Genomic DNA, 25,792 nt, shown 5'->3' with positions numbered 1-25,792 from the left:
ATCAAGAAAAACGTCCATTGTTCGGGTTTTTCTATGCACACTCAATTATCAATATCACCATTAATAGATAGTCATTAGATGCCTAGGGGCCTGTTCGAGTATCCCGTCGCAACGGGGATTAAATCAGGGCTCCAATGGATTGCCCAGAAAACATGAACCGTCTAGAAACATGGATGGCAACATGGTGGGTCAAACTTTTGTCTCATTTGTCGCCGCAAGAAGAAAACACATACCGAAAAAGTTATTAAACTATCGCACATCATCTGTAATAAAATAGGCGTATTAAAGTTAAAGATGGAATATCTGTTATAATCGACATGAAATCATAGTGAAAGAGGGATACGATGCCACAGGCGAATAGGCGTATGAAAGATATCGAAGTGCCCGGCACACGGCAGTTTGCGAACCGGGTGGATGAGTTTCCGGATGCGGTGGATCTGACACTGGGTCAGCCGGACTTTGAAACACCACAGCCCATCAAGAATGCAGCCATTGAGGCGATCAATACGAAATCCATGAAATACTCCCATAACACAGGCCTCTTCGAACTGAGAGAGACCATCAGCCAGTACTACAGGGAAAAATATGAAGCGGAGTATGATCCGAATGGGGAAGTGCTGGTGACAGTGGGGGGCAGTGAGGGCATCGACGCCATCCTGCGTGCCATCCTCGATCCTGGCGATGAAGTGCTTATTCCGGCACCAACCTACCTTGGATATGAACCTATTGTCGAACTCTCGGGTGGCGTAACAAAGTTTGTCGATATGACGGAAACGGATTTTATTGCAACACCGGAACTGATCGAATCCAATATCACTGATCGGACGAAGGCTATCATCCTCAACTATCCGACCAACCCGACAGGGGTGACGTATACGAAGCCACAGATGGACGCGCTGGTCGAAGTGTTCAGGCAGCATGACATATTCATCATCACTGATGAAATATATGCGGAGAATACATTGGAAGGGGAACATATCAGTCTGTCGAGCTACACCGACATCAAAGAGAAGGTGCTCGTCGTCAACGGACTCAGCAAGTCCCATGCCATGACCGGTTGGCGTATCGGCTACGTTGTAGGTGATAAGACAATCATGGAAGACATCACTGCGGTCCATCTCTACAACACAATCTGTGCGGCCATCCCGAGCCAGTACGCCGCCATTGAAGCACTGAAGAACCAGAGGCATGTGCCCGAGGAGATGAATGCATCGTATATCGAGCGACGCGACTACATCTACAGGCGGCTGATCGATATGGGGCTCGAAGTATCCAGACCGACCGGTGCCTTCTATATCTTCCCGTCCATCAGGAAATATGAAGACGATTCCTTCAAGTTCGCGACTGATCTATTGGAAAGTGTCCAGCTCGCGGTCGTCCCTGGGCGTTCATTTTCGGGATATGGGGAAGGGCATATCCGACTGTCATTCGCCTGCAGCATGGAAGAGCTGACAGAAGCGGCGGATCGCCTTGAGAAATATATCAATATGCTGGAAGAAAAATAAAAGATGCCCTTCAGAATTAATCTGAAGGGCATCTTTATGTGGTCAGTCCCTTTTCTCCTTCAATCTCAGCGTCAGAATGAGTCCAATGGCGCCAAGCACTGCCATCACCACCAGGGCATACGAAGTACCGGCATAATTGCTTTCTGCATAAGGGGCATCCATGACCGCAACGGTGATGCTGATGATGGATGTCAGTATGATGATGCCGAAGGCCATGGCGAACTGGCGTACGGTATTGACAATTGCCGAACCATGGGGGATATCGGCCTTCCCGAGTTCCGACATGCTGACAGTGACGAGTGGCATGAGTGTCAGTCCGAATCCGGTCATGAACAGACAGAAGTGGACCATGACCCAGTAGGGTGAATCATCGATGCCGACAGTGTTGAGCAGGATGAGGGAAGCGGTCGTACAGGCGAATCCGATTGTGGCGATCCGTTTGCCTCCGTATCTGTCGTAGAGGTTACCTGAAATGAAAGTGATGACAGATAGGATGATGGTGCCTGGGACGAGCAGGAACCCGGACAGGAACGCACTGGTGCCAAGCGCATTCTGTGCAAACATCGGCAGAATTGTTTCGGTAGACAGCAGAAGCATCATGTTGATGAATATCAAAATGATGGCCAGGCTGAATGTCCTGTTCCTGAAGAGATTAAGGTTCATTATGGGCACTGGTATTTTGAACTGTCGGCTGATGAAGAACAGTATACCGACGAGACCAATGACCATTGGAAGTATAGTGAAGACATTCAGGAATCCATAGGTGCTGATGTTGCTAAGACCGAGAATGAATAGCGCAAACCCGGATGCCGATAGGATGACGGAACGGATGTCGAGTGTCGACCGGTTCTGCTCGAGTACATTCTTCATGAAGAAGAGTGCGAGTACGAATGTGATCAGGATGAATGGAAGAATTACCCAATGTAGCGCCCGCCAGTCAAGATAGTCGATGATGATACCTGAAATGGATGGCGCGGAAGCAGGGGCAATGTTCGTTACGGCACCAAGCAGTCCCATCGCAAATCCCCGCCGGTGATAGGGAAAGACGATCAGCAGTATCGTCTGGATCAGCGGCAGGATGATGCCAGCCCCCACCGCCTGGATCATACGTGATAGCAGCAGTACACCGAAGTTCGGTGACCAGCCGCCGATTGCCGTACCGACCAATAGACAGGTGAGTGAGAAGATGATGAGTGTCCGGGCGGAATAGGTCGTAGAAAGGTACCCCGACATCGGAATGAAGATTAATGCAACGAGGATGAAGGCATTGGTCAGCCACTGCACCTGAGTGGCATTAATATCGAATTCCGCCATGATTGTTGGAAATGCTGTGATTAAAAGGAATTGGTTGAAGGTCAAAAGAAAAGCTGCGGCGATGATCACCACAACAACACCTTTATTCTCCAGTTTTTCTTTTGCCATACCGATCCCCTCCGCTCCGGTTCATTTGTATTCATTGTTGCATAAACGGAGGAGCCGGTCAAAATGCCTATTGATCGAAAGAGATCATACAAAAAATGCCCTGGATCCGCAACGGAATCTAGGGCATTTTATTTACTTCAGTTTTTTATATTCGGTAACGATACGATCGACAGCTTCTTCAATGAACTTCGGATGTGTCGCAAGATTCAGACGCACATAGCCCTGATAGGCATCGCCGAACCAGTCTCCGTAGTCGACAGCGAGCTTGCATTTTTCCTGAATGAAATCCTTCACATCTTCAGGGGCGAGGAAACCACGTAGATCGACCATCGGTAAGTAGGTGCCTTCGAACGTGCATACTTTCGCTTCCGGGATATGTTCCGCGAGTTGCGTCTTCAGATAGTCGAAGTTCGATAGGATAACGGATTTCAGAGCATCAAGCCATTCTTCTCCGGTCTCATAGGCAGCTTGCGTTGCAATGTGGCCGAGGATGTTCTTCTCACTCTTGATATGCTGACCCGCATAGTTGTCGAACTGTCCACGTAGCTCGGCGTTCTGGATGACGATGTTGGCATGGAGCAGTCCCGGCAGGTTGAATGACTTGGAGGCAGCATTGACGAGCAGAATGCGGTCGGCGTACTTGCCACCGGCAACAAGGGGTGCCGGCGTATGGGTGTGATCGCCGTAAGTAAAGTCCTGATGGATCTCGTCGGCAATGACGAGGACATCATGCTTCTCACAAATGGCAAGCATGCGTTCAAGTTCCGTTTCCGTCCACACGCGACCTGCCGGATTATGCGGTGAACATAAAATGAAGAGCTTTACGTCATTTTCCTCAATACGCTGCTCGAACAGCTCGAAGTCGAGTTCGAAGCGGCCATCATTATCCGTCATATCCGCAGTCACAAGCTTGCGGTCAAGATCCTTGATGACATTGAAGAATGGGTAATAGACCGGTGGTGTGATGATCACCGCATCCCCTTCTTCCGTATAACAGTTCATGAACCAGTAGAGTGCGGATACAACACCCGTCGCCGGACGGCACCATTCCTTCTCCACCTTATAGCCGAAGCGTGATTCCATCCAGTTGGAGTAGGTATCGTAGTAGGCATCCGGAATGAACGAATAGCCGTAGGCCCCATGCTGTACACGTTCCGTCAGTGCCTCTATGACACCATCCGGTGCCTTGAATTCCATATCCGCCACCCAAATCGGCAGCAGATCCGCATCGCCGAAACGTTCCTCGAGCAGATCCCATTTCGTTGAATTCGTGTTTTTGCGTTCTACATAATAGCGGTCTACAAACGTTTGTATATCCATATGTATCTCCCTTCCTATCATATCCTTCATTTTAAACCATATATCCACTATAGAATAAAGCATCCCTTGAAACAACGCATGATGGCAAAGAAGTCTTTCAATCAGGGAGATATTCTTTTGTATTACTGCTCTGATGCTGTTTTCCTGTCCGGCAGCCTGCTCATGATGAACACGCTGATGACCATCAGTGCAATGGCACCGACTACAATGAGTGGACTGTCGGTGAGTGTACCGACAAACAGTGCGATGACTGTGATAGTGCCGTTCAATAGTGCCATCGGCAGTTGGGTTTTAACATGGTCGATATGATCACTCCCTGCACCTGTGGACGAAAGAATCGTCGAATCGGAAATCGGTGAACAGTGGTCGCCGAATATACCCGCTGAAATGACCGCGCCAATGCAGATGTAGATGGAGATATCGAGCTGGGCGGCAATCGGAATGGCGATCGGCAGCATGATTGCGAACGTGCCCCATGATGTCCCACTCGCAAATGCCATGACAGAACCGACAATGAAAATCAGCATCGGAATGACTACGAGCGGAATGTTGCCATCAATGATCTGGACAATATAGTTGGCAGTGCCCATCTCTTCAAGCACCATGCCGATCGCCCATGCCAGGACGATGATAACGATGACATTGATCATGCGCTGCATGCCTGTCGTATAGATTTCAAACGATGCCTTGAATGTGTGTACTTTAAAGGAGATCATCAGGATGATCAGGGTGATGCTTGCGAACAGATAGGCCGTACTCAGTGCCACCCTGAATGTTGAACCGGAAACTGCCTCGAATGGGAATCCTTCAGGAACCAGCAGGCCGAATAGCGTGACGAACAGTACAGCGAGCGGCAGCCAGATCAGTATTGGACGGCTGTTGTTCTCAGCCTGCAGGTCCGGTGCAGCAGGTTGTCTCAATGGTGCGGCATTCGGCCAGTATCTCTCACCCTCAGTTGTTCTTTTCTCAGCAGTGCGCATCGGTCCGAAGTCTCTTTTGAGTAGGACAACTGCAGGAACAATCAGTACCGCAAGAATCGGATAGATGAAGTAGGGCCAAGCATTCATATAGGCGCTGAAATCCGATTCAGTGAGTCCCAGTCTTGCGAACTCCTCATTGATCAGCCCCATGATGTAGATCCCCCAGCCAATGAATGGGATCAGTACCGCAACGGGTGTTGCTGTGGAGTCCAAGATCCAGGCCAGTTTTTCTCGTGAAACCTTCAATTTGTCATATGTAGATTCAAATATCGGTCCGACGATGAGCGGTGTACCGATATCGGAGAAGAATATGATGATGCCACCAAACCAGGTGGCTAGTGTTGCCTTCGTGCGTGTCGTAATGTACTTCGATACACTTTTCGCAAATGCAACAGCACCTCCGGATTTCTCCATCAGAGATACAAATCCGCCGATGAAGATGAGCAGCGCAATGACAGCCGCATTATAGCTATCCGTCAGCTGGACGAATACATAGTCTCCGATGAATGTCGTGATCGAGTCGATCGGGTTCAGGCCATTGATGATGAATACACCTGCCAGGGCGCCAAGGAATAAAGATATGATGACGTTTTTAGTAATGAATGCGAGCAGAATTGCGATGATGACCGGCAGCAGTGACAGCATGCCGTAAGCTTCAAATTCCAAAAAAGCACCTCCGTTTATAAATATGAAACAATATGTATATATATTAAATAAATATGCGAAGATATGCAATAAAAATTTTTCTCTCCAATGAGTTTATAGAACCAAGAGACAGTTATGAATTCAACTGAGTTGATATGTATTAAAAGCAGTAGCTGAATCTGGAGGTCTCCTCCTCTAAAAATATTAATGAGTTCTATTTAATTATTGATAATTTTCAGAATTAATACTATTATTAATATTATATGAACCAATGGTTCTTTTTAAGAACCAACAGGAGGGATAGTATGAAAGTAACAACAGATATCGGCGGAACTTTTACTGATTTACTTTATATGAATGATAATGGTGATTTTGTTTTTGATAAGGCACATACCACGCCACCAAACTTCGAAGAAGGCGTCATGAATGTTATGGCGCAATCGGGTCTGGACTACGAATCGATTGAAATGTTCATACATGGTTCTACAGTGGTGATTAATACTTTGACGGAAAGAAAGGGGTCAAAAGTAGGATTGATTACAACAAAGGGCACTAGGGATGTTCTTGAGATTGCAAGAGGCAACAGACCAGATCTATACAATTTCAAATATAAAAAGCCTGAACCATTTGTCGAAAGGTATTTGAGGTTGGAAGTAGAAGAGAGAATGAACTACAAAGGAGAAGTGCTACAGACGCTCAATGAACAGAATGTCATTGATGCCATTGAATATTTTAGAGATGAGGGCGTAGAGGCCATCGCCATCTGCCTCCTGCACGCCTATAAGAATCCTGGGCATGAAATTGAAATCACCAGACTGATCAACGAGAACTGGCCGGAACTGCCTGTTACTGCTTCCCACGAAATGATTAAAGAATGGAGAGAGTACGAGCGAACCAATACAACTGTTTTGAATGCATATGTAAAGCCGGTAATGGAAAGTTACATCGATAGCCTTGATGGCAGGCTCAACAGTAAAAGTTCCAATAATAATCGTTATATCATGCAATCCAATGGTGGTATCACTTCTTTTTCCGATTCTAAGAAGTATCCGCTCAATCTAGTGGAATCCGGTCCAGTTGCAGGGGTATACGGTGCCGCTATACTTGGTGAAATAATAGGAGAATCCAACATCATATCTTTTGATATAGGGGGAACAACAGCAAAATGCTCATTGATAAGTGAAGGCAACGTGAAAGTCTCTACAGACTACTACATTGAGAAGAATGATAAGTACGCAGGATATCCGATCAAGGTACCGGTAGTGGATATAGTGGAAATTGGTAATGGTGGAGGGTCCATCGCCTGGATTGATGAACTGGGTTCATTGAAAGTCGGTCCTCAATCTGCAGGATCCACCCCTGGACCGGTCTCTTACGGACAAGGTGGGGAAAAAGCAACCACAACAGACGCGAATCTATATATTGGCAGGTTATCTGATAAGAATTTTGATAGTGATGTTGATTTTTCACAAGTTCGAGAAGCAATAGATAAGCAGGTGGCGAAACCTTTCGGAACTTCCGCAGAAGACGGCGCTTTGGGCATTATTGATATTGCGAATTCAAATATGCTCAATGCATTAAAATTGATTTCAGTTCGGAAAGGATACAATCCTCAGGACTTCACCATGATAGCATTCGGGGGAGGCGGCCCCATGCATGCTGCAGAGCTGGCTAGAAATTTGAAAATCAGGAAAGTCGTCATTCCGCATGCTGCCTCAGTCTTTTCTGCCTGGGGGATGCTTATGTCGGATGCAAGAAAAGACAATATACAGACCTATCTGAAAAAATTCGGTGCTCTCGACTTTGAAGATATCAATAAGCAATGGACTGATATGGAGAAGGCTTCTTTAGAGGACTTTTCCAAAAATAATCTGGATAGATTCCCAATCAAGTTCGAAAGGTCTGTCGACTTAAGGTATGAAGGTCAAGAACATACGGTGAAGATGCCTATTGGAAATGATGAATGGAATCAAGATTTCATAGAAGAAGCCAAGATCAAGTTCCATGAGATGCATGAATTCACATACTCTTTCAGACTTGAGAACACTGAAGTAGAAATCGTGAATATGCATCTGACGACTATTGGTGAAATTGAAAAGCCGGCTCTCAAGGAATTGGAAGCCAATGGTCTGGAACTTGAAGAGACCATAAAGGAAAACAGAAATATCTACTATAAGGAACATGGCTGGGTAAAAACAAGAATCTATGATAGGAATCTGCTCCGCAAAGGACACCTGGTCGAGGGTCCAGCCGTTATAGAAGAGAAAACATCGTCCACATTGATTCTTGAGAATCAGCAAGCTGAGATCGATGTATATGGTAATATTATTCTAACAATAGAGGTGAGATGATATGGCTGGAACAAATCCATACGTCAAGGAAATCATCAAGGATTCATTGATGTCCATTGGTGAAGAAATGTTTATTGCATTGGCCCGCACATCAATGAGTCCCATCATTTATGAAGTTTTGGACTACGCATGTGGACTGACTGACGCCAAAGGAAATCTGATAAGCCAGGGCAATGGTGTAACATCATTTATTGGTATGCTGAGTCCAATGGTAAAATCTGTCCTTGATAAGTTCGGTGAAGAACTGAAAGCAGGAGATATCATCATTATTAATGATCCGTACATTGGAGGAGGATCCCATCTTTCTGATGTCGGACTCGTAATGCCTATTTTCCATGAAAATAAGCTGGTAGCTTTTTCAGCCAACAAAGGCCATTGGACAGATGTTGGGGGCAAGAATCCAGGTTCATTGACAAGTGATTCCAATGAAATCTATCAAGAGGGATTGCAGCTATCTGGTGTAAAGCTGTTTGATGCAGGTGTTTTGAATAAAAGCGTCGAAACAATCATCACAGACAATATCAGGCTGCCTCAGTTCTCGATCGGAGATATGTGGGCGCAAGTAGCGGCTCTAAGAACCGGTGAGAAAAGGTTCAAGGAATTATGTGGCCTTCATTCAAAAGAAACGATAGAACAAGTGATTGCTGACTTGATTTCAAGTTCAGCAGAATACTCTCAACAAGTCATCGCTTCCTTGCCAAAAGGTGTTTTTGAAGCTGAAGACTATATAGAAGGAGATCCCGAGAAAGGCGGACCTTATAAAATAAAAGTCAAGGTGACGATTACAGAGGATGCGTTCATCTGTGATTTCAGAGGGTCTCATCCTCAAGTGTCCCATCCAGTGAACTGTTCCTATTTTGGGCTCTTGGCCAGTGTAAGGGTGATGTACCTGGCAATTGTTCAGCCACAGTTCAATATTACTGAAGGATTGTTCAGACCACTGAAGATCATAACGGATGAAAAATCCATATTATCTGCTGAACGACCGGCACCGGTATCCATGAACTTTGAAGCCAGATTGGGTGGGGCAGAGTTGATCTGGAAGGCTTTAGCACCTGAAATACCCGAGAAATTACCTGCGGGTCATTCCCTATCGGTATGTTCCGTCACAGTAGCCGGTACTCATCCGGATAATGGGGAAGACTTTCTGATAGTTGAACCGTCTGTCGGTGGATGGGGCGCAGCAAATGAAGCGGATGGACAAAGTGGACAATTCTGTATGGGTAATGGTGAAACGTATAATGTTCCAATAGAGGTTGCTGAGGCAAAGTATGGGGTTCTTGTCGGCAATTATGGTTTCAGGAAAGACAGCAGTGGTGCAGGAGAATATATAGGCGGACGCGGTGTTGTTAGATCATATGAGATCCTGAGTGATAACCAGTATCTGTCTGCAACCTACGGAAGACATCAATTTAAACCGTGGGGAATGAAAGGCGGAGAAAAAGGTGCTTCCAGCTATATTGAAGTGCATAAGGCCAATGGAAATATCATAGGTCCTTTAGGTGTGACTACAAGACTCCCTCTGGACAAAGGAGATGTGGTCGAACTTGTAACACCGTCCGGTGGTGGATATGGCAACCCTTCCGACAGGGAATATGGTAAGGTTGAGAAGGATATTAAAAACGGCTTTTACACTGAAGAGGAAGCCATGGATCAATTCGGATATAAACAGAGGTAATGCTATGACGTTAAAATCTTTAGGTTTTGCAATTGAAGTACTTTCAATGTTTACGAAAGAGAATCCTTCATGGGGATTGAGGGACCTGTCAAAAGAGATGGGGGTAAACCATACCATCATCTATAGGGTATTAAGAACCTTTGAAGACAAGCAGGTTTTGACTCAAAATCCAGATTCAAAGAAATATGAGCTTGGTCCTGGACTTGCTCCCTTGCTTGCAGCCTATAGAAGCAAGGATAAAATGTCGGACTTAATACTGCCGATAATGGAAGCTTTAAGTGAAAGGACTGGGGAATCAGTTTTCCTGACGTGGAAAGAAGGATATGAGGGCGTCACTGTTGAAATAGCGGAAAGCTCAAGCAATATCAGATTTGCCGTTTCAAAAGGGACACGGACCCCTCTTTACTTGGGAGCCTCAGCCAAATCGATCATGGCATTTCTATCAGAAGAGCAGCAAAATGAGATCATAGCCCAAGGGTTGAAAAAAATGACCGAAAAGTCCACTACTGAAAAAGAAGACCTGCTCAAGGACCTTAGGATAATACAATCTCGCAGATGGGCTTATACAGAAGGAGAATATTCCGATGATGTATTCGGAATCAGTACCCCGTTATTCAACTCTGAAGGGAAGATCCTGGCTTCACTGACGATAGCTGGGCCAGTCTATAGAATAAATGAAGATAACAGGCAGACGATTCTTGCCATGCTGATGGAATCGACAGAGAAAATAACAGAAATCATAAGTATTTTTGATAAAGATAATTACCTTTAATTATTTTTTGTATCAAGCACAAACTACACTATTAGTAGTTTGTGTTTTTTTATTATGATTGATAAGAATACTTTGATTTTTCAGTAAACTATTGCAATGAATAATAGGTAGCTGTATAATCGAAACATATTAAGAACAGATGGTTCTTACAAAGAACCATTAGACGCCCATTTATTTCTGAATAATTAGTTTTTTATTCTTTTGCTTGAAATCTTATTAAGGAGGACTTCACATGTTGCATGAACTTATCCTGAAAATATTCAAAGAATTAGACAGACCTGACGCAAATGGTGAACAGATTGAGCATCTATTCAATTCTTATGGACATAAGGAGATTACAGTAACTGAAATCAGAGAAGATGATGGGGGTACCGATTTTCTGAAAATCAAAATTCCTGGCATCAATGGAAAAGCAGCAGGAGGAGAAGCGCCAACACTGGGTATTATCGGAAGGCTTGGGGGAATAGGTGCGAGACCTGAGCAGACAGGGTTCGTTTCAGATGGCGACGGTGCATTAGCTGCATTAACTTCTGCACTGAAAATTGTTGATATGAAAAATAACGGAGAGAGCCTGGAAGGTGATGTCATTATTGCAACCCATATCGATCCTAATGCACCTACCATACCGCATGATCCTGTACCATTTATGGGTTCCTCAGTGGATATGACGGTAATGAACGAGCATGAAATTGATGATGAAATGGATGCAATCATAACCATCGATGCCACGAAAGGCAACCGGATCACCAACTTCAGAGGAATATGCATTTCACCGACTGTCAAGGAAGGGTACATCCTCAGAGTGAGTGAGACACTGATCGATATTTTACAGAACGTTACAGGAAAGCCGGCCTCTGTACTGCCGATCACCATGCAGGATATCACCCCGTATGGTAATGATGTATATCATATAAACAGCATTCTACAACCATGTACTGCTACTGACAAGCCTGTGGTTGGCCTTGCTATCACTTCAGGAGTGGCAGTACCAGGGAGTGGCAGCGGCGCCTCACAGTTGAATGATGTGGAAGAAGCGGCGAGATTTTCTGTTGAAGCAGCTAAACAGTTTGGTAAGCAAAAGGCTTTCTTCCATGATGCAGAAGAATATGCAAAATTGCGTAATCTTTACGGTTCAATGGCCCACCTTCAGACACTGGGGGAAAAATAGGTACCCCATCTTTTACCGATGAGACTGTAAAGGGGAGAGTAGAATGAGCATTAATGAATTGAGACCGGAAATGTTGGAAGCCTTGGTTGTTGGAGGCAGCATTCTAGGAGGTGGCGGTGGTGGTGCCATCAAAGAAGGCTTGAAAATGGGCAAGCTGGCATTTGAGATCGGACAGCCCAGCCTGCTTGCTCTGGATGAACTGGAAGATGACGATATGATCGTTACCGTGTCGGCTGTAGGAGCACCTGCCGCGAAGAATCAGTTTGTACAACCGCTTGATTATGTTGAAGCCATCGAACTGATTGAAAAGGTGACTGGCAATAAGCCCAAAGCATTGATCACAAATGAAAATGGCGGCATTGCAACAGTTAACGGTTTCTTTCAATCGGCTGTAACAGGTATTCCTGTTCTCGACGTGTCATGTAATGGACGGGCACACCCTACCGGAGTCATGGGGTCAATGCAATTGAACATGCTAGAGGATTATGAATCTTTCCAAACAGCCGTAGGTGGAAGGCCGCATACTGACTTCCGGTTGAGCCAGACAATACGAGGCAGTCTGGGTACTGCTTCAAAGCTGGTCAGACAGGCTTCAATTTCAGCAGGTGGATTTGTTGCGGTAGCAAGAAATCCTGTAACAAAAGATTATCTGGCATCCAATGGAGCGGTCAATGCGCTATCGCAGGCCTACGATGTGGGTATCGCCCACCAGTCTGGTAATAGCGGTACGGAAAAGATAGATAAGGTAGTAGAAGTTCTGAAAGGAAAGATAGTGTGCAGAGGCAAGGTCGAGTCATTGGTGTTTGAAACAGTGGACGGCTTTGATCTGGGAAAGGTCGTAGTCAATTCAGGAAAAGAATCATTCGAGCTCACGATATGGAATGAATATATTACTTGTGAAAAAGATTCCGGCGAAAGGCTTGCCACTTTCCCTGACTTGCTGATGACGTTTGAGAGTGATAGTGGAAATCCGGTTACGAGCGCACAATTGCGGACTGAACAGGAAATTACAGTCATATATACTTCCAGAGATAATCTGATTCTCGGCAGTGGAATGAGGTTGGAATCGAACTATGAAGTTGTAGAACAAGTGGTGGATAAAGAAATACTCAAATATATCGCAGATGTCTTTGAAGAAGGTGATCAGAACCGATGACCAATTTGCTTGCAATTACAATCGGCAGGTCGCCAAGAAAAGATATCAGTCCAGTAATGGAACGCTATCTAAGTGATGACATTGCTGTGGAACAGGTTGGCGTACTGGATGATCTAACGGACTACGAGATGTCGGTAATTTCCAGCTATAGTGACCAGGATGAAGTGCTTGTTTCCAGGGTGGATGATGAGCATTCTATTGAATTAAATGCAAAAATCGTCGAAGATCACTTGCAGAAAATCATCCAGAATGCTGAAAACAGAGGATATAAGCATATACTCCTGTTATGTACGGGCACTTTTCCTGATATCGTGCTAAAAACTTCGAACTTGTATCTGCCAGATCAGATCATCTCTCCCGTAATCAGCAATATTGCCAAGCATCGCAAGATGGGCCTACTAATACCACACGAGAATCAGAAGTCAATGATGGAAGATAAGTGGGGGAAATATGGTCTGGATCCATTAATAGCAAGTGCCTCTCCCTACTTGGATCTGGATGAAATAGTTGTGTCAGCCAAAAGTTTGGAACAAAGCAATGCCGACTTCATATTGATGGATTGCATGGGATACACGGAGGAAATGAAAGAGGCGGTTTCAGCCCAAGTGACCATACCGGTGATACTATCAAATACGCTGATGGTGAAAATCCTATCCGAGTTTCTTTAAGGAGGTGTTACAGATTAATGATACAGCAATGAACAAGCTATTGAAATTGATGCGCCAGAATGATGTGGATGCCACTTTCATAGTTCCAGGACCTAACATGCTCTACTTCACTGGCCTGAAGATCAAACAGAGTGAAAGAGTGACATTCATAGCGATCCTCAGAAATGGAGAAATTCATTCACTTGTACCAGAAGTGGAACAGGATAAGTTCAAAGCGGTATTTGAAAACAATGTGATCAGCTATAAGGACGAGGAAGGCATCGAAGGTGCGCTACAGCAATTGAAGGCAGTGCTGCCCCAAGAAGATTTTAGAGCAAGTGTGGAATACAGTAATTGCAGAGTGACGGAATATCGAGTGTTTCAATCGCTTGGCTGTGAATTGACGGATGCAGATCATCTGATCAACGCTTTCAGGTTAATAAAAGAGGATCAGGAAATTGCTGGGCTGCTGAACGCTGTGAATGTATTGGAGGATAGTTTTAAAGCAACGCTTCCATATATCAGATCAGGCATTCCGGAGGTCGAAGTGGCTGCACAACTGGAATACGAAATGAAAAAGAGAGGGTCTGCAGGAACGCCGTTCGAAACCATTGTTGCTTCTGGACCGAGAGGTGCAAGCCCGCACGGCAGAGCTGGTGGAAAGAAGATAGAGACGGGGGAACTGGTCGTCATCGATTTTGGCTGCTTAATAGATGGTTATGTCGGAGACATATGCAGAACTGTGGCTGTAGGCAACATATCGGACGAAGCAAGAAAAGCTTATGAAATAGTAAAAGAAGCCCAGCAGCATGCCGTCAATCTTGTAAAACCTGGAATAACAGCGGGCGAAATAGACGAAGCAGCAAGGGGCATCATTCGTTCCCATGGTTATGGCGCGTATTTCAACCATCGTACTGGACATGGATTGGGAATCAATCCACATGAAGAACCATACATTATGCAGAATAATGAAATGATCTTGGAACCTGGAATGGTGTTCTCGGTTGAGCCTGGGGTATACATACCCAACAAGTTCGGCATAAGGATAGAGGACACAATTGCAGTCACTGAAGATGGACATAAAAACTTGATGAACCTTGAAAAAGATCTGATTGAAGTCTGAATGCTATATATCAGTAAAGGGGATGGATGTTTTGCCAGTAGGAATCATAAGAGTGTTTACGACTGAAGATCAGAAGATACTGCATGCACACGGTAATAAAATCGAGAAACTCTATAATCTCGGTTGCATAAACCGGTGTATCACTGATCAGCCGAAAGGTATCTATGATGTTGAAAGCGAGCATGAAGCCATTCCTAAAATCGTAGAGCTGGCTAAAGAAATGGAAGAGAAGCATGCAGTCGATGGTATCGCGATAAGCTGTGCAGCTGATCCAGGTTTGGAGTTGGTCAGGCAAGCAGTTTCCATTCCGGTTGTAGGTGCTGGAAGCTGTGCGGCTCATATGGCGAAGACAATCTCAAATAAGATAGGTGTTCTGACGATTGCCAACGAAGTGCCGGCTCCCATGATAGAAATCATGGGTGACAGTCTGGTTTCGTGGAGGAAGCCTGAAGATGTAAATAACACAGCTGACTTGCTGAAGGAAGAAGCAAAAGAAAAGTCCATGTCTTCAGCTAAAGAGTTGATAAACGATGGAGCTGAAATAATAGTATTTGCATGTACAGGTTACGTAACAATCGGTTTTGGAGAGATGATTGAAGACCAGCTTGGGATACCAGTAATCGACCCAGTCGAAGCAGAAGGCAACATGTTGTCATTTATATTAAGGGGTGAATAAGATGAAAGAGACAAAACAGAAGAATATATTTTTTGATCCTGTATTCATCATTCTGATCATTATACTCACTGTGATGGGTGCAATAATCGGAATGCAGTTGATTACTACATTAGGTATAACAGCAAACACCTCCATCATTGGTGCATTATTTGCTATGGTGCTTGGAAGAATACCGTTTGCCTTTCTGTATAAGTTCAGATCGACGCACAATCAGAACCTGATACAGACTGCAATTTCCGCTGCAACGTTTGGTGCAGGAAACACCTTGTTCATACCAATCGGTGTTCCGTTTGTATTGGGCATGCCGGAACTGATCACTCCGATGCTTATTGGAGCAGGGATTGCTTTAGTTATTGATGGTACAATAATGTATAGACTATTCGGTTCACAAGTCTTCCCTGCCTCTGGCGCGTGGCCGCCTGGTATCGCAACCGCAGAAGCAATCAAAGCTGGGGATGAAGGTGGAAAGAAAGCAGGTATTCTCGGATTTGGTATTTTAGCTGGTATCGGGGGAGCCATGGCTGGAATACCGATGTCAGCATTTGGTGTTGCATTCATTGGTAATATCATCGCCCTGACCATGTTTGGCTTAGGACTATTACTTAGTGGATACTCGGAATTTCTATTCGGAATCACGATGAGTGACGAATATATTCCACATGGTATCATGGTCGGTGCCGGACTCGTCGCCTTTGGACAGTTCATTTACTTATTGATTAAAGGAAATAAAGGAAGAAAAAGAGATGAAAATGATCCAGCAATGCAGGTCAATGAAGCGGTTGAGCCAGACCGAAGCGTTACAAGAACAGAAAGAGAAGTCGGCAAGGCACTTGGTTTTGGCTATGTTGCCTACATAATCGGAGCATTACTGCTTGCAGTAATTTCAGGTATAATCACGGATATGTCTTTAACGATGGTTCTCTTATTTATTGTCTATGCTGCGTTTGCTGCAATCATCACTGAAATAATAGTAGGTATTGCTGCAATGCACTCCGGCTGGTTTCCGGCATTTGCCGTCTCTTTGATTTCCTTGGTAGTAGGTATCCTGTTCGGGTTCCCGATACCAGCTCTGGCAATGCTTGTAGGGTATACCGCAGCGACAGGCCCCGCATTTGCAGATATGGGATATGACTTCAAAGCAGGGTTCATTCTCAGATCGAAGGAATCACTTGAGTTTGAACTGGAAGGACGAAGAATGCAGTTCTTCGTCTCCTTGATCGGATTTGGTATCGCCATAGTGATGGTCGCATTATTCCACGGCAGTTATTTTGCCCAAGATCTTGTACCCCCTGTCGACTATGTATTCGCAGCGACGATAGAAGCAGGTGCAGACAGCTCCGTGGCGTGGGCCATTGTACTATGGGCCATTCCAGGTGCGCTGCTCCAACTGATCGGTGGACCAAAAAGACAGATGGGTATTCTATTCTCCACTGGATTACTGCTGGTAAATCCAATCGCCGGTTGGACAGTGATTGCAGGGTTGGCAATCAGAGTCACCATCCTTAAGATCAAAGGAGAAGAAGCTCAGAATACGATGTACACAGCTGCCGCAGGATTTATTGCAGGCGATGCTCTCTACAGTTTCTTCAACTCTATTTTCAGAGCGAGATAGGGAACGCATATTCATCTTTATGACAATTAAATAAGTTTAATCATTATACCCTCTTAATAATTCGGTAGTTAGTAAAGCTGGATTTTAAGGGGGATTGTTGTGTCTTCATATTGAGTAGAGTATGGCTTCAAGTGTAATAGAGAAGGGAAACCTGACAGAATAATGTTAGGTAGAAAGAGCTGTCTTGCGAAATCGTGGATGATAGACGGTGAAGATTCCGAGCTAAACAGAATCTTCTTTATCGTTTAAGGTATAATGTAATTTAATAGGAGGGACTGAATATGTCGATTGTAAATTTTAAATTTGATGAAATGACGTTAAAGTTGGCAAATATACCTGAAAGTACTGTAAAGAAAAAACTAGACACGACGGCAAGAATATTTGGAATTGAACATAAAGAGAACTATATCAGCAATTGGTTGGCTTTCCTGATTGATCCAGAGAGGTTCGGATCAGAAGCACCATTGAATGCTTTGTTAAGCTTATACTTTTCCAAACTGAAGCTAAAGGGAGAAGAGTACGAAGAAGACTACGTTGTAACGGAGAATGAACTGGTGGAAGTTTCTCGAGAAGAAGCTCTTGGTCAGGCGCAAAGAATCGACTTTCTCATTACTACAGATAAACTTCTGATTGGTATAGAAAGTAAAATCTACGCAGCATTACATATAAATCAATTGAAAAAGTATGGGCAAAGTATAGTCGGCAACGCAGAAAAAAGCGAAGAGAAGAAAATACCTGTACTGATACTACTAACTCCGAAGTGGAGCAGAGAAATTCCATACGATGATTTTATACATATAACATTTGAAGAACTGGCAGAAGCATTTAGGAAACTACACTTCGACTATCTGAATAACTTGAGAAGTGCCTTTCTTCTTGAAGACTTTGTAAATTATGTGGAAGAGTACTTAAAAGGGGGAGAAAGCAGTATGAATGAAGAATGGGCACGTTTTATTGGAACGAACACACAAGAACTGCAAAAAATTGTGGAAGAAGGACAAAAGAACTTAAATGCATTTAAAAATGATCTAATCGAATGCTTGAATACTGTATTTGATGATGAGGAATGGGAGCATAAAATTGGGAAGAGTACTCAAAACCAGTTTTGGTTTCAGTTGAATCATACAAGGTGGGACGAGTTCGACATCCATTACGAAGTGGGAAGGCTTGATGAAGAATCTACTCAAGGCTTTATCTTGCCAAATAAATTAAAACTAACTATTGATGTTGAAAGTAAAGAATCTCGACAATACTTTCAAAACAATAAGCCGCTCCCTTTTAAGAAAGTAAAAGATCAGTATTTAATTGAAGTGATAGATATAAATTATACTAACAAAGAAAGTGTGGTAGAAAGCTTTAAATTAATAGAATCAGTATTTAGGAATTGGCATCGTGATTATGGGGCAGTAGTAGATAAAGCGATAGAAAGTATGAAGAATGAAGTACTTTAAAGGTAGATTGATAGGAAAGTCTATCTAATATTTTTTCACATATTATTGTTTATTTCTGAAAAGTCCAAGATATCTTTAGTTAGTATACGTCTCATAGCAAGAACCCTGTATGATAAATAATCAGTTGCCTCATATTACACCTAATCTGTCAGAGTAGGGCACTGAGTACATCAAGCGGTGCTTGATCTCCATGTCCGCCTTCTACATCGTCAAGAGGTCTATATCTTTAGAAATTTGCATTAGGATTTTCTATTTTTTATCTCGTTTCTTTTCTTCTCCTCATACTTTTTTATAAAAGTTTCTATATTCCCTTCTCCTTTAAAAGATAATCTGTTAATGTTATATGTTTTTTTACTATTGAGTAAAATATGTATTGAAATATTAAACAATATGCCTTAATTTCTATTATCTTCACATTTTATATATAACATTTGTAAACTACATGTATTGATCAAATAGCAAAATTTGTTGATAATGGGTTTAAAGAGGAATATAGAGAAGAGGGTATTAATTATGGGTATTATTAATTCAAGTTTTAGGACTTTAAGTTCTTATTTACAAGAAGATACATACTTTATCCCTGAATATCAAAGGGAATATTCATGGGAGGAAAATGAACTAGAAGATTTATGGATAGATTTGACACAACTTTACGAGGGGGAACTGCGAGATCATTTTCTAGGTCAAATCGTTATTCATTACAATGATGAAGAAAATAAGAAATATATTATCGATGGTCAGCAGAGAACTTCTACAGTCGCAATATTTTTGTCTGTCCTACGCAAGAAATTCTATGATATTCATAAATCTAATGGATTCGAAGACGCGAAAATAGACGGGGACGATATTACAACACAGTACATTGGTCGTATCACTGACAGAAGAGACGAACTGAAACTGGTTCTTGGAGAGAGTGATAGAAGGTTTTTCAAAGACTATATACAGAAAACTGATAGGGTGGATGAAATCAATCAAAGAAAGCTTTCAAAATCTGAAAAAAGAATCTATGATGCATTCAATTATTTCTCTAAAAGAATTGATGAGTATACAGAAGAAACTAATAACGTGGATAAAAGATATGATATTTTAAATAACTTGTTCACTACGCTCGTCAGAAACTTTAAAGTGATGTATGTGGAAACTGATGAACTGAATGAAGCTTTTATAATATTTGAAACATTGAATGCTCGTGGTAAAGATTTAGAGACCTCTGATCTACTTAAAAATAACGTCCTTCGAGTATCCGGTAATAAGTTACCAGATGTACAGAGTAGTTGGTATAAGATGCTCGATAATTTAGGCAGAATCGATGCAACTAGATTTATCCGACATTATTGGAATTCAAACCACAAGTTTGTGAGAGAAAAAGATTTATATAAAAGCATAAGAAATATTATCGATTCTCCTAAAAAGTCACAAGAGTTAGTTGAAAATCTTGAAGAGCTTTCCTTGACTTATAGTGCTCTCGATAATCCAACTGAAGAAATTTACTTTGAAAATGAATTATTAAACGAAAAGTTAAAAGATCTAAAGCTTTTAGGGGCGACGACCTATTATCCTATCTTTCTCGCCATGATAAACGAGAATTTTAAGGAAGAAGAAGTGTTAGAAATGTTGCATATGATAGAAAAGCTGATAGTGCGCAATTTCGTGGTCGCAGGGAGGGTTTCAAATAAATATGAAACTAATTTTGCGAGCTTGGCATATAAAATATCGCAGCACGAATATACCACTATAGATCAAATTAAAGATTATCTAAAACACTTAATTATCACCAATGAAGAATTTAAAAGTAGTTTTAAAACTTTCACAGTAAAGAAAAAAGGAGTAGTCAGATATATTTTAAGAAAGTTAAATAGCATTGATAATATTGAAACGGATATTAAAAGAGATAATAATAAAATCCATATAGAACATATAATGCCTCAGAGCCCCACTGACTGGCATATGAGTCCAGAAATCCATGAACAGTATTTAAATAGGTTGGGCAACTTAACCTTGTTAGGTGATGAATATAACAAAGAATGTACTAATAGCACATTTGACGTAAAGAAAGATATTTATAAACAGTCGAATATAGATCTAACAAAGGACCTTATGATATATGAAGAATGGAATGAATATAAGATTCAAGATAGGCAAGCGGATCTTGCTAATAAAGCGATGAAAATATGGAAAATTTAAATGCTGTAAGTCTTGATTTTAACAATCAAGGCTTTATTTGTATTATATGTGATAGAATATTCATAATACTTGAGTGAGAGGTGGAAATATGAACGACTTGCAGTTGGAAACTCTCGATTTTAACGAGAGAAGTATGGGGACTCTAACTGGGATGAACTATAATAATTTCCCTATTGTTTATATACTGCATAATAGTATGAAAAAGCAGAGTGCTTATATCGGACAGACGGTTCAGATGAAAAATAGAATGAAAGCTCACCTCAAAGATAAAAAGAAGCAAGGACTGGATAAGGTTCTGTTAATTTCACATGAAATGTTCAACCAATCTGCTACATATAATATTGAAACAAATCTGATCAACTATTTCATAGCTGATAACAAGTACACTCTCAGAAATGTCAGTCAGACGACAAAATCAATGACGCATAACTACTATGAAAAATACAAGTACGATAACGAGATATTTAGTGAACTGTGGGAGAAACTAAGGGCAGATGATCTGGTAGATAACACTTTAGAATATCTTCAGAATAAGGATGTATTCAAGCTATCTCCTTATAAAGAATTATCGGAATCTCAAGTAGAATTGAAAGAAGAAATACTAGAATTCTGTAAAGCACATATACAAACGGGAGAACGTTCAATATTTTTGATTAAAGGAGACGCGGGTACAGGAAAAAGTGTTGTTCTGAGTTCAACATTCAACGCGATACAAGACTTGAGCAAAGATGAAGAGTCGGCATTGAAAGGAACCAATAATTATCTGCTGGTCAACCATAATGAGATGATCAAAACATACGAATCGATCTCCGAGAGTTTACCAAACCTTAAGAAAAAGAACTTCATGAAACCAACATCCTTTATTAATCGTATGGATAAAATGGGAGAAATTGCTGATATTACATTTGTAGATGAAGCCCACCTGCTTCTCTCCAGAAGCGATAAATATAATAGCTATGCAGGAGATAATCAGCTCAGAGATATCAGCCTGAGGAGTAAGGTGACCGTAGTCGTATTTGATGAAAAACAATTTCTTAAGTTAAAGAGTCACTGGTCCAGCGATCTTCTTGAAGGAATGACTGAGGGAGCCAAGGTGGGAAGGTTTGAACTTACGGATCAGTTCAGAATACAGGCTGATCAGGAAGTCATCGATTGGATTGATGCCTTTGTAGATAAGAAGATTAAACGATTCCCAGAGAAAACCGGAAATTATGAGTTGAAACTTTTTGACAGCGCTGCTGAAATGTTTAAGGCTATCGAAGAAAAAGACAGAAAGCACCAACTGTCGCGGGTGGTCGCAACTTTCGATTATGAGCATAAGAAAGATGGTGCAGAATACTATGTAGAGGAGCCTGGTTTTAAAGGCATCTGGAATAGGACCGAGTATAAGGAGACATGGGCAGAACATCCTGAAACCATTAAGGAAGTCGGATCCATATATACAATCCAAGGGTTTGACCTTAATTACGTCGGAGTCATTCTTGGCCCTTCCGTTTCATATGACGAAGAAAGGCAGGAGCTGAAACTTCTGCCGCAAAAGTACAAAGATAAAGAAGCTTTCAGAACTTCTTCAGAAGCTCAAGTTAAATACAACGTAAAGGAAATGAAGGAGCAGATCATCCTGAACTCCATTAACGTTTTGATGAAGCGGGGCGTCAAAGGGTTATATTTATATGCTAGCGATGAAAAGCTTAAAAAGGTTTTACAAGAGAAGCACAAAGAGGGTGAACAAGGTGGATGAATTGATTAAAGAGGTAAATAAATTCAGAGACGAAAGAAACTGGAGACAATATCATAACGCAAAAGACCTGTCTTTATCCTTATCTTTGGAAGCATCAGAACTTCTTGAAAACTTCCAATGGATTACTGCTGAAGAAGGTATCGAAAAGAACCGACACAATATAGAAGAAGAGTTAGCTGATGTATTTATATATGGGATGATGTTAGCAGATGATATGGATATTGATATGGAAAAAGCAATTTTGAGAAAGTTGGAGAAGAATAAAGAGAAGTATCCTAAGTAAACAGCGGAACACTTAGTACATTTCAGGTGATCGATTAGGATATAAACTTGAGAAACACGTAGCGATTCAGCGGATGTAATAAGAGAGGGGGTGCACTAGGTGGTTTTAAAATATATGATGTATTACCCCAAACTGAGGTAGAAGAAGCATAAATAAACTTAGAGTAGACTTTTTTACTCTAAGTTTACTTCTTTAGAAGCATAGTGATTAGTGTTATCTTGTTTAATTTAAATCTTCCATCCTCTAACTATGAAATCACTTGCTTCAATTTCTAAAGTCATTTCTAGGTTAGTTATCAAATCCAATTCAGTATTCGAGTTTTTAAAAGGGCTGATTTCGAAATATTTAGGACGGGAGCTATTAATGTCTATAACACGTCCGATTCTATAACGGCTTCCCAATCTCATACCACATAGTGCTTCATTTTTAGAGAGGTAAAAAGGTTCATTCAACTCTTTAGATTTAGTAGTCTTAACTTCAATATAAATTTCTTGTGGACTTCTCGATAATGTATCTAGATCATAAGCAACAATGTCATATCCATAGCCATGAATTTGACTTACGTCTAAAATATTGGAGATGAGGAAATCTTTCTTACTACTCTCAATATCAGCAACCTTAATTTTTTCAATATAATATTCCAGAACTAGTTTTTCCCCAGCCTTACCAATGCGTTTTCGATACTGGTGTCGCAATTCTAAATCTTCTTCCGTAATCAGATTATTTATATATTCTTCACTATCATAGTTCTCAGAGTCTTCCTTAACGACAGAAGTGGGTTGAGGAGAAATTACGTATAGACTTTTATCCGACTCCTCTCTAGCTGTATTTTTTAAATAATTATTGTTTAATTGATTGTTTTGTATGCTTTCTAACAAGTTCTTAATAGTAGTATATTCTTTAAGTTTATCGGTTTCTAAGAGTTTAATCACGGCTTGTAATGATTTTTCTCTAAAAATATACTTATGTTTACTAATTATCCCATAGTGATGTAAGATATTCATTGCTGCGTAACCATGATTATGTTTATCTAAGATTTCTTCTTCCAATTTTCTATGAGAAAGTCCTTTAAATAGATAAGAATAAACTACCTCTGCTTTTTCCTTTTCGTTAAAAGAGTTAAATTCTTTTAGTCTCTGTGGAGTAAAACTTTTTTTATTAAATTCTAAGCTAGGCAAATTCAATTAATATCGCCTCACAATAAGTTTTTAATGTGTCCATCGATTATTCACTCCGGTGAAAAATCCACTTATTGGTTGAGCTAATTCTCCAATAAGTGTCTTGCGATCCAGAAAAGCATTCATAAACTCACAACTAGTCTCAGATACTAGAGAACAAGCATAACAGGAAGCTAGATTCAGTGAATCTCTTCCTTGTCCTTTACTATCTATACATACTGGATCATAACTGCACCAACTTGCTCTTTCAACAGCTTGATTTATAATTCTAAAAAGATTACGAGGAATTCCTTGTTTTACTAAACCACCAAGGGTACCATTTTCATCACTACTTGAAGTATATATAAGAACTCCGTACATATTATTTTCTTCTGAAAAGTATAGTCTTTCTTTTAAGGAAGACGAAGAATATCCACTGGTGTGTGTTAACTCTTTCATTAAAATATGAGAAAACGTGTGAATCATATAGAATTTAGGATTTACATAGTCTTGTTGGGATTCGTGTTTTAATTTGTTTTCTTTAGCGTATATTATTGATGATATTGGTGAAGTTTCAATGATATTGCTCCATTCTTCTATTTTCTCGCTTGAAAACTCTATAAAAATCCCTTCTCCTTTTGACTTCAAAGCTACATATTTTCCATCCTCTCTTTTCAGTGATACTACATTACCTTCTTCGAGGGATTCATTATCGTTGATCATGGAATCTGATTCTGGCGTATGGATTCTAGAGTAGCCAGTCAAAGCTGTAATAATTTCGAGACTTTTAACAAGTGTAATAGTTGATAAAAGAGGTGTATATTTTTGCTTATTAAATTCTTTATTGTTGATTACTTTTAGATCGAAACTGATATTTTTTGTTTTATCGTATGGAACTTTACCTGTTAAGACTTTGTATTCGTCATACTTATAGTCCATTACGGTTATTTTCTTATGCTTAAGAGAAAAGTGATGGTTATCTATCTCCTCTAATATTCTTTCTACTGTTTCGCCCATTTCTAAAGAAACTTTTGGCAGCATTATTTTTATGATGTCATTGTTAATAGCTTCATCTAGATTGGAACAATTGTCTAACTCTTTCTCTATAACTGAGAAGTAAGTGTTTCTTTTTAATTTCTCTAAAAAGTTGTCTTTACTAAATGGAATATTGACAGAGCTTCTTAAATTTGGGAAATATAGATTTGATTGACTACGTAACAAGACATGTAGTTCAGATTTACATTTGTCTTTAGAATCTTTCCAAACATAGTTGCCTTTACAAGAGATATTTATTTTACCTAGCGTTGGCTTTAATATATTTTGATTGAATACACCCGACAGAGACCTCTTTGATCCACAATTGCACTGAACAACCATTTGATTTAAAGAAGTAGAGTTACCGTAAGATTTTAACTGTAAAGTATGATTTTTTTCATTTTTACAAGGATTTTCTGAGTGTGCCCATTCAAACCACGGAAAGTCCTGAACGTGACCATTTTTACAAGCACAAACTAATCTGACTGGAACGATATTTGAACGTTTGTATCCGCTAATATATTCAAAGGGTTGTTTTTCAAAATCCCTATAATCCTTTTCTTTTATCCTAGATTTCCACTTGTCAAATGTTTTTAGTTCTCTAGATAATGGAGAAAAAAACCATGTAGGAAATCTGATACCTAATATACTTTCTTCTTCTTTGACAGTTTTATTCGACCTAGGTATAGGAGGTGAAATAAATCCTCTTGAGTTTAAAGCTTTTTCGAGTCTGAAGTCTGATATATCATTTTCATTGTGCTTCCAATCTTCAGAGCCTCTTATCATTATTGATTGGTTATTAATATCTATTAATGATCCAATACCATAAGGGGTTAAGAGTTGCGATTTTCTCACTTCGAACTCATCATTTCTTATAATACTCATA

The 25,792-nt window shown here is 41.1% G+C and carries 19 protein-coding genes and 1 pseudogene; 15 read left to right on the top strand and 5 right to left on the bottom strand.

Features of this window, described 5'->3' with window-relative positions; genetic code table 11:
• Positions 1-103: 103 nt before the first annotated feature.
• A pseudogene (locus tag GQ671_RS13155) lies at positions 104-277 on the top strand (IS30 family transposase); the annotation flags it as partial.
• A gap of 67 nt (positions 278-344) precedes the next feature.
• On the top strand, positions 345-1,505 hold the full coding sequence (locus tag GQ671_RS08730; protein WP_160655733.1) for an aminotransferase class I/II-fold pyridoxal phosphate-dependent enzyme: 1,161 nt from the start codon (positions 345-347) through the stop codon (positions 1,503-1,505).
• A gap of 42 nt (positions 1,506-1,547) precedes the next feature.
• Here GQ671_RS08730 and GQ671_RS08725 read toward each other — a convergent pair whose 3' ends face one another.
• The 3 genes from GQ671_RS08725 to GQ671_RS08715 all read right to left on the bottom strand — a co-directional run bounded on the left by GQ671_RS08725 (position 1,548) and on the right by GQ671_RS08715 (position 5,893).
• Positions 1,548-2,927, bottom strand: coding sequence for a DHA2 family efflux MFS transporter permease subunit (locus GQ671_RS08725; RefSeq protein WP_160655730.1), 1,380 nt, complete (start codon positions 2,925-2,927; stop codon positions 1,548-1,550).
• 132 nt (positions 2,928-3,059) lie between these two features.
• Positions 3,060-4,247 (bottom strand): MalY/PatB family protein, encoded by a 1,188-nt coding sequence (locus tag GQ671_RS08720; RefSeq protein ID WP_160655727.1) that lies wholly within the window; start codon positions 4,245-4,247, stop codon positions 3,060-3,062.
• Positions 4,248-4,369: 122 nt separating this feature from the next.
• Positions 4,370-5,893: a Na+/H+ antiporter NhaC family protein gene (locus GQ671_RS08715; protein WP_246153219.1), complete on the bottom strand. Its 1,524-nt coding sequence runs from the start codon at positions 5,891-5,893 to the stop codon at positions 4,370-4,372.
• A 284-nt stretch (positions 5,894-6,177) separates the two neighbouring features.
• On the opposite strand from GQ671_RS08715, the gene GQ671_RS08710 reads away from it, so the two are divergent.
• The 13 genes from GQ671_RS08710 (at position 6,178) to GQ671_RS08650 (ending at position 22,714) form a co-directional block, all read left to right on the top strand.
• Complete coding sequence (locus GQ671_RS08710) at positions 6,178-8,223, top strand: hydantoinase/oxoprolinase family protein (RefSeq protein ID WP_160655724.1); 2,046 nt, start codon at positions 6,178-6,180, stop codon at positions 8,221-8,223.
• 1 nt (position 8,224) lies between these two features.
• Positions 8,225-9,901 carry a hydantoinase B/oxoprolinase family protein gene (locus GQ671_RS08705; RefSeq protein WP_160655721.1) on the top strand — a complete coding sequence of 559 codons (1,677 nt, stop codon included), beginning with the start codon at positions 8,225-8,227 and terminating at the stop codon, positions 9,899-9,901.
• Positions 9,795-10,673, top strand: a complete 879-nt coding sequence (locus GQ671_RS08700) for an IclR family transcriptional regulator (RefSeq protein ID WP_246153218.1) — start codon at positions 9,795-9,797, stop codon at positions 10,671-10,673. Before GQ671_RS08705 ends, GQ671_RS08700 begins: the two co-directional genes overlap by 107 nt.
• Positions 10,674-10,905: 232 nt before the next feature.
• Complete coding sequence (locus GQ671_RS08695; protein ID WP_160655718.1) at positions 10,906-11,841, top strand: DUF1177 domain-containing protein; 936 nt, start codon at positions 10,906-10,908, stop codon at positions 11,839-11,841.
• A 43-nt stretch (positions 11,842-11,884) separates the two neighbouring features.
• Positions 11,885-12,997: a DUF917 domain-containing protein gene (locus tag GQ671_RS08690; RefSeq protein WP_160655715.1), complete on the top strand. Its 1,113-nt coding sequence runs from the start codon at positions 11,885-11,887 to the stop codon at positions 12,995-12,997.
• Positions 12,994-13,665: an AroM family protein gene (locus GQ671_RS08685; RefSeq protein WP_160655712.1), complete on the top strand. Its 672-nt coding sequence runs from the start codon at positions 12,994-12,996 to the stop codon at positions 13,663-13,665. Before GQ671_RS08690 ends, GQ671_RS08685 begins: the two co-directional genes overlap by 4 nt.
• Before the next feature lie 28 nt (positions 13,666-13,693).
• Entirely contained in the window at positions 13,694-14,767 is a 1,074-nt protein-coding gene (locus GQ671_RS08680) for a M24 family metallopeptidase (RefSeq protein WP_160655710.1), read from the top strand.
• A gap of 31 nt (positions 14,768-14,798) precedes the next feature.
• Positions 14,799-15,443 (top strand): aspartate/glutamate racemase family protein, encoded by a 645-nt coding sequence (locus GQ671_RS08675; RefSeq protein ID WP_246153217.1) that lies wholly within the window; start codon positions 14,799-14,801, stop codon positions 15,441-15,443.
• A 1-nt stretch (position 15,444) separates the two neighbouring features.
• Positions 15,445-17,055, top strand: coding sequence for an OPT/YSL family transporter (locus GQ671_RS08670; RefSeq protein ID WP_160655704.1), 1,611 nt, complete (start codon positions 15,445-15,447; stop codon positions 17,053-17,055).
• A gap of 281 nt (positions 17,056-17,336) precedes the next feature.
• Positions 17,337-18,506 carry a PD-(D/E)XK nuclease family protein gene (locus tag GQ671_RS08665; protein WP_160655701.1) on the top strand — a complete coding sequence of 390 codons (1,170 nt, stop codon included), beginning with the start codon at positions 17,337-17,339 and terminating at the stop codon, positions 18,504-18,506.
• A 513-nt stretch (positions 18,507-19,019) separates the two neighbouring features.
• A complete protein-coding gene (locus GQ671_RS08660; protein WP_160655698.1) occupies positions 19,020-20,690 on the top strand; it encodes a DUF262 domain-containing protein in 1,671 nt (556 codons plus the stop codon).
• A gap of 88 nt (positions 20,691-20,778) precedes the next feature.
• Complete coding sequence (locus tag GQ671_RS08655) at positions 20,779-22,431, top strand: DUF2075 domain-containing protein (RefSeq protein WP_160655695.1); 1,653 nt, start codon at positions 20,779-20,781, stop codon at positions 22,429-22,431.
• On the top strand, positions 22,424-22,714 hold the full coding sequence (locus GQ671_RS08650; RefSeq protein ID WP_322789467.1) for a MazG-like family protein: 291 nt from the start codon (positions 22,424-22,426) through the stop codon (positions 22,712-22,714). Before GQ671_RS08655 ends, GQ671_RS08650 begins: the two co-directional genes overlap by 8 nt.
• A gap of 227 nt (positions 22,715-22,941) precedes the next feature.
• Here GQ671_RS08650 and GQ671_RS08645 read toward each other — a convergent pair whose 3' ends face one another.
• Together GQ671_RS08645 and drmB are read right to left on the bottom strand one after the other, a co-directional pair.
• Positions 22,942-23,898: a DUF3883 domain-containing protein gene (locus GQ671_RS08645; RefSeq protein ID WP_211364905.1), complete on the bottom strand. Its 957-nt coding sequence runs from the start codon at positions 23,896-23,898 to the stop codon at positions 22,942-22,944.
• 24 nt (positions 23,899-23,922) lie between these two features.
• Positions 23,923-25,791: a DUF1998 domain-containing protein gene (gene drmB, locus GQ671_RS08640; protein WP_160655690.1), complete on the bottom strand. Its 1,869-nt coding sequence runs from the start codon at positions 25,789-25,791 to the stop codon at positions 23,923-23,925.
• Between the last annotated feature and the right edge of the window lies 1 nt (position 25,792).

Origin of the sequence: Salinicoccus hispanicus (genome assembly GCF_009831115.1) — a bacterium.
GTDB lineage: Bacteria > Bacillota > Bacilli > Staphylococcales > Salinicoccaceae > Salinicoccus > Salinicoccus hispanicus.
The sequence above is the reverse complement of the archived record's forward strand: the minus strand, read 5'-3'. Positions and strand labels throughout refer to the sequence as shown.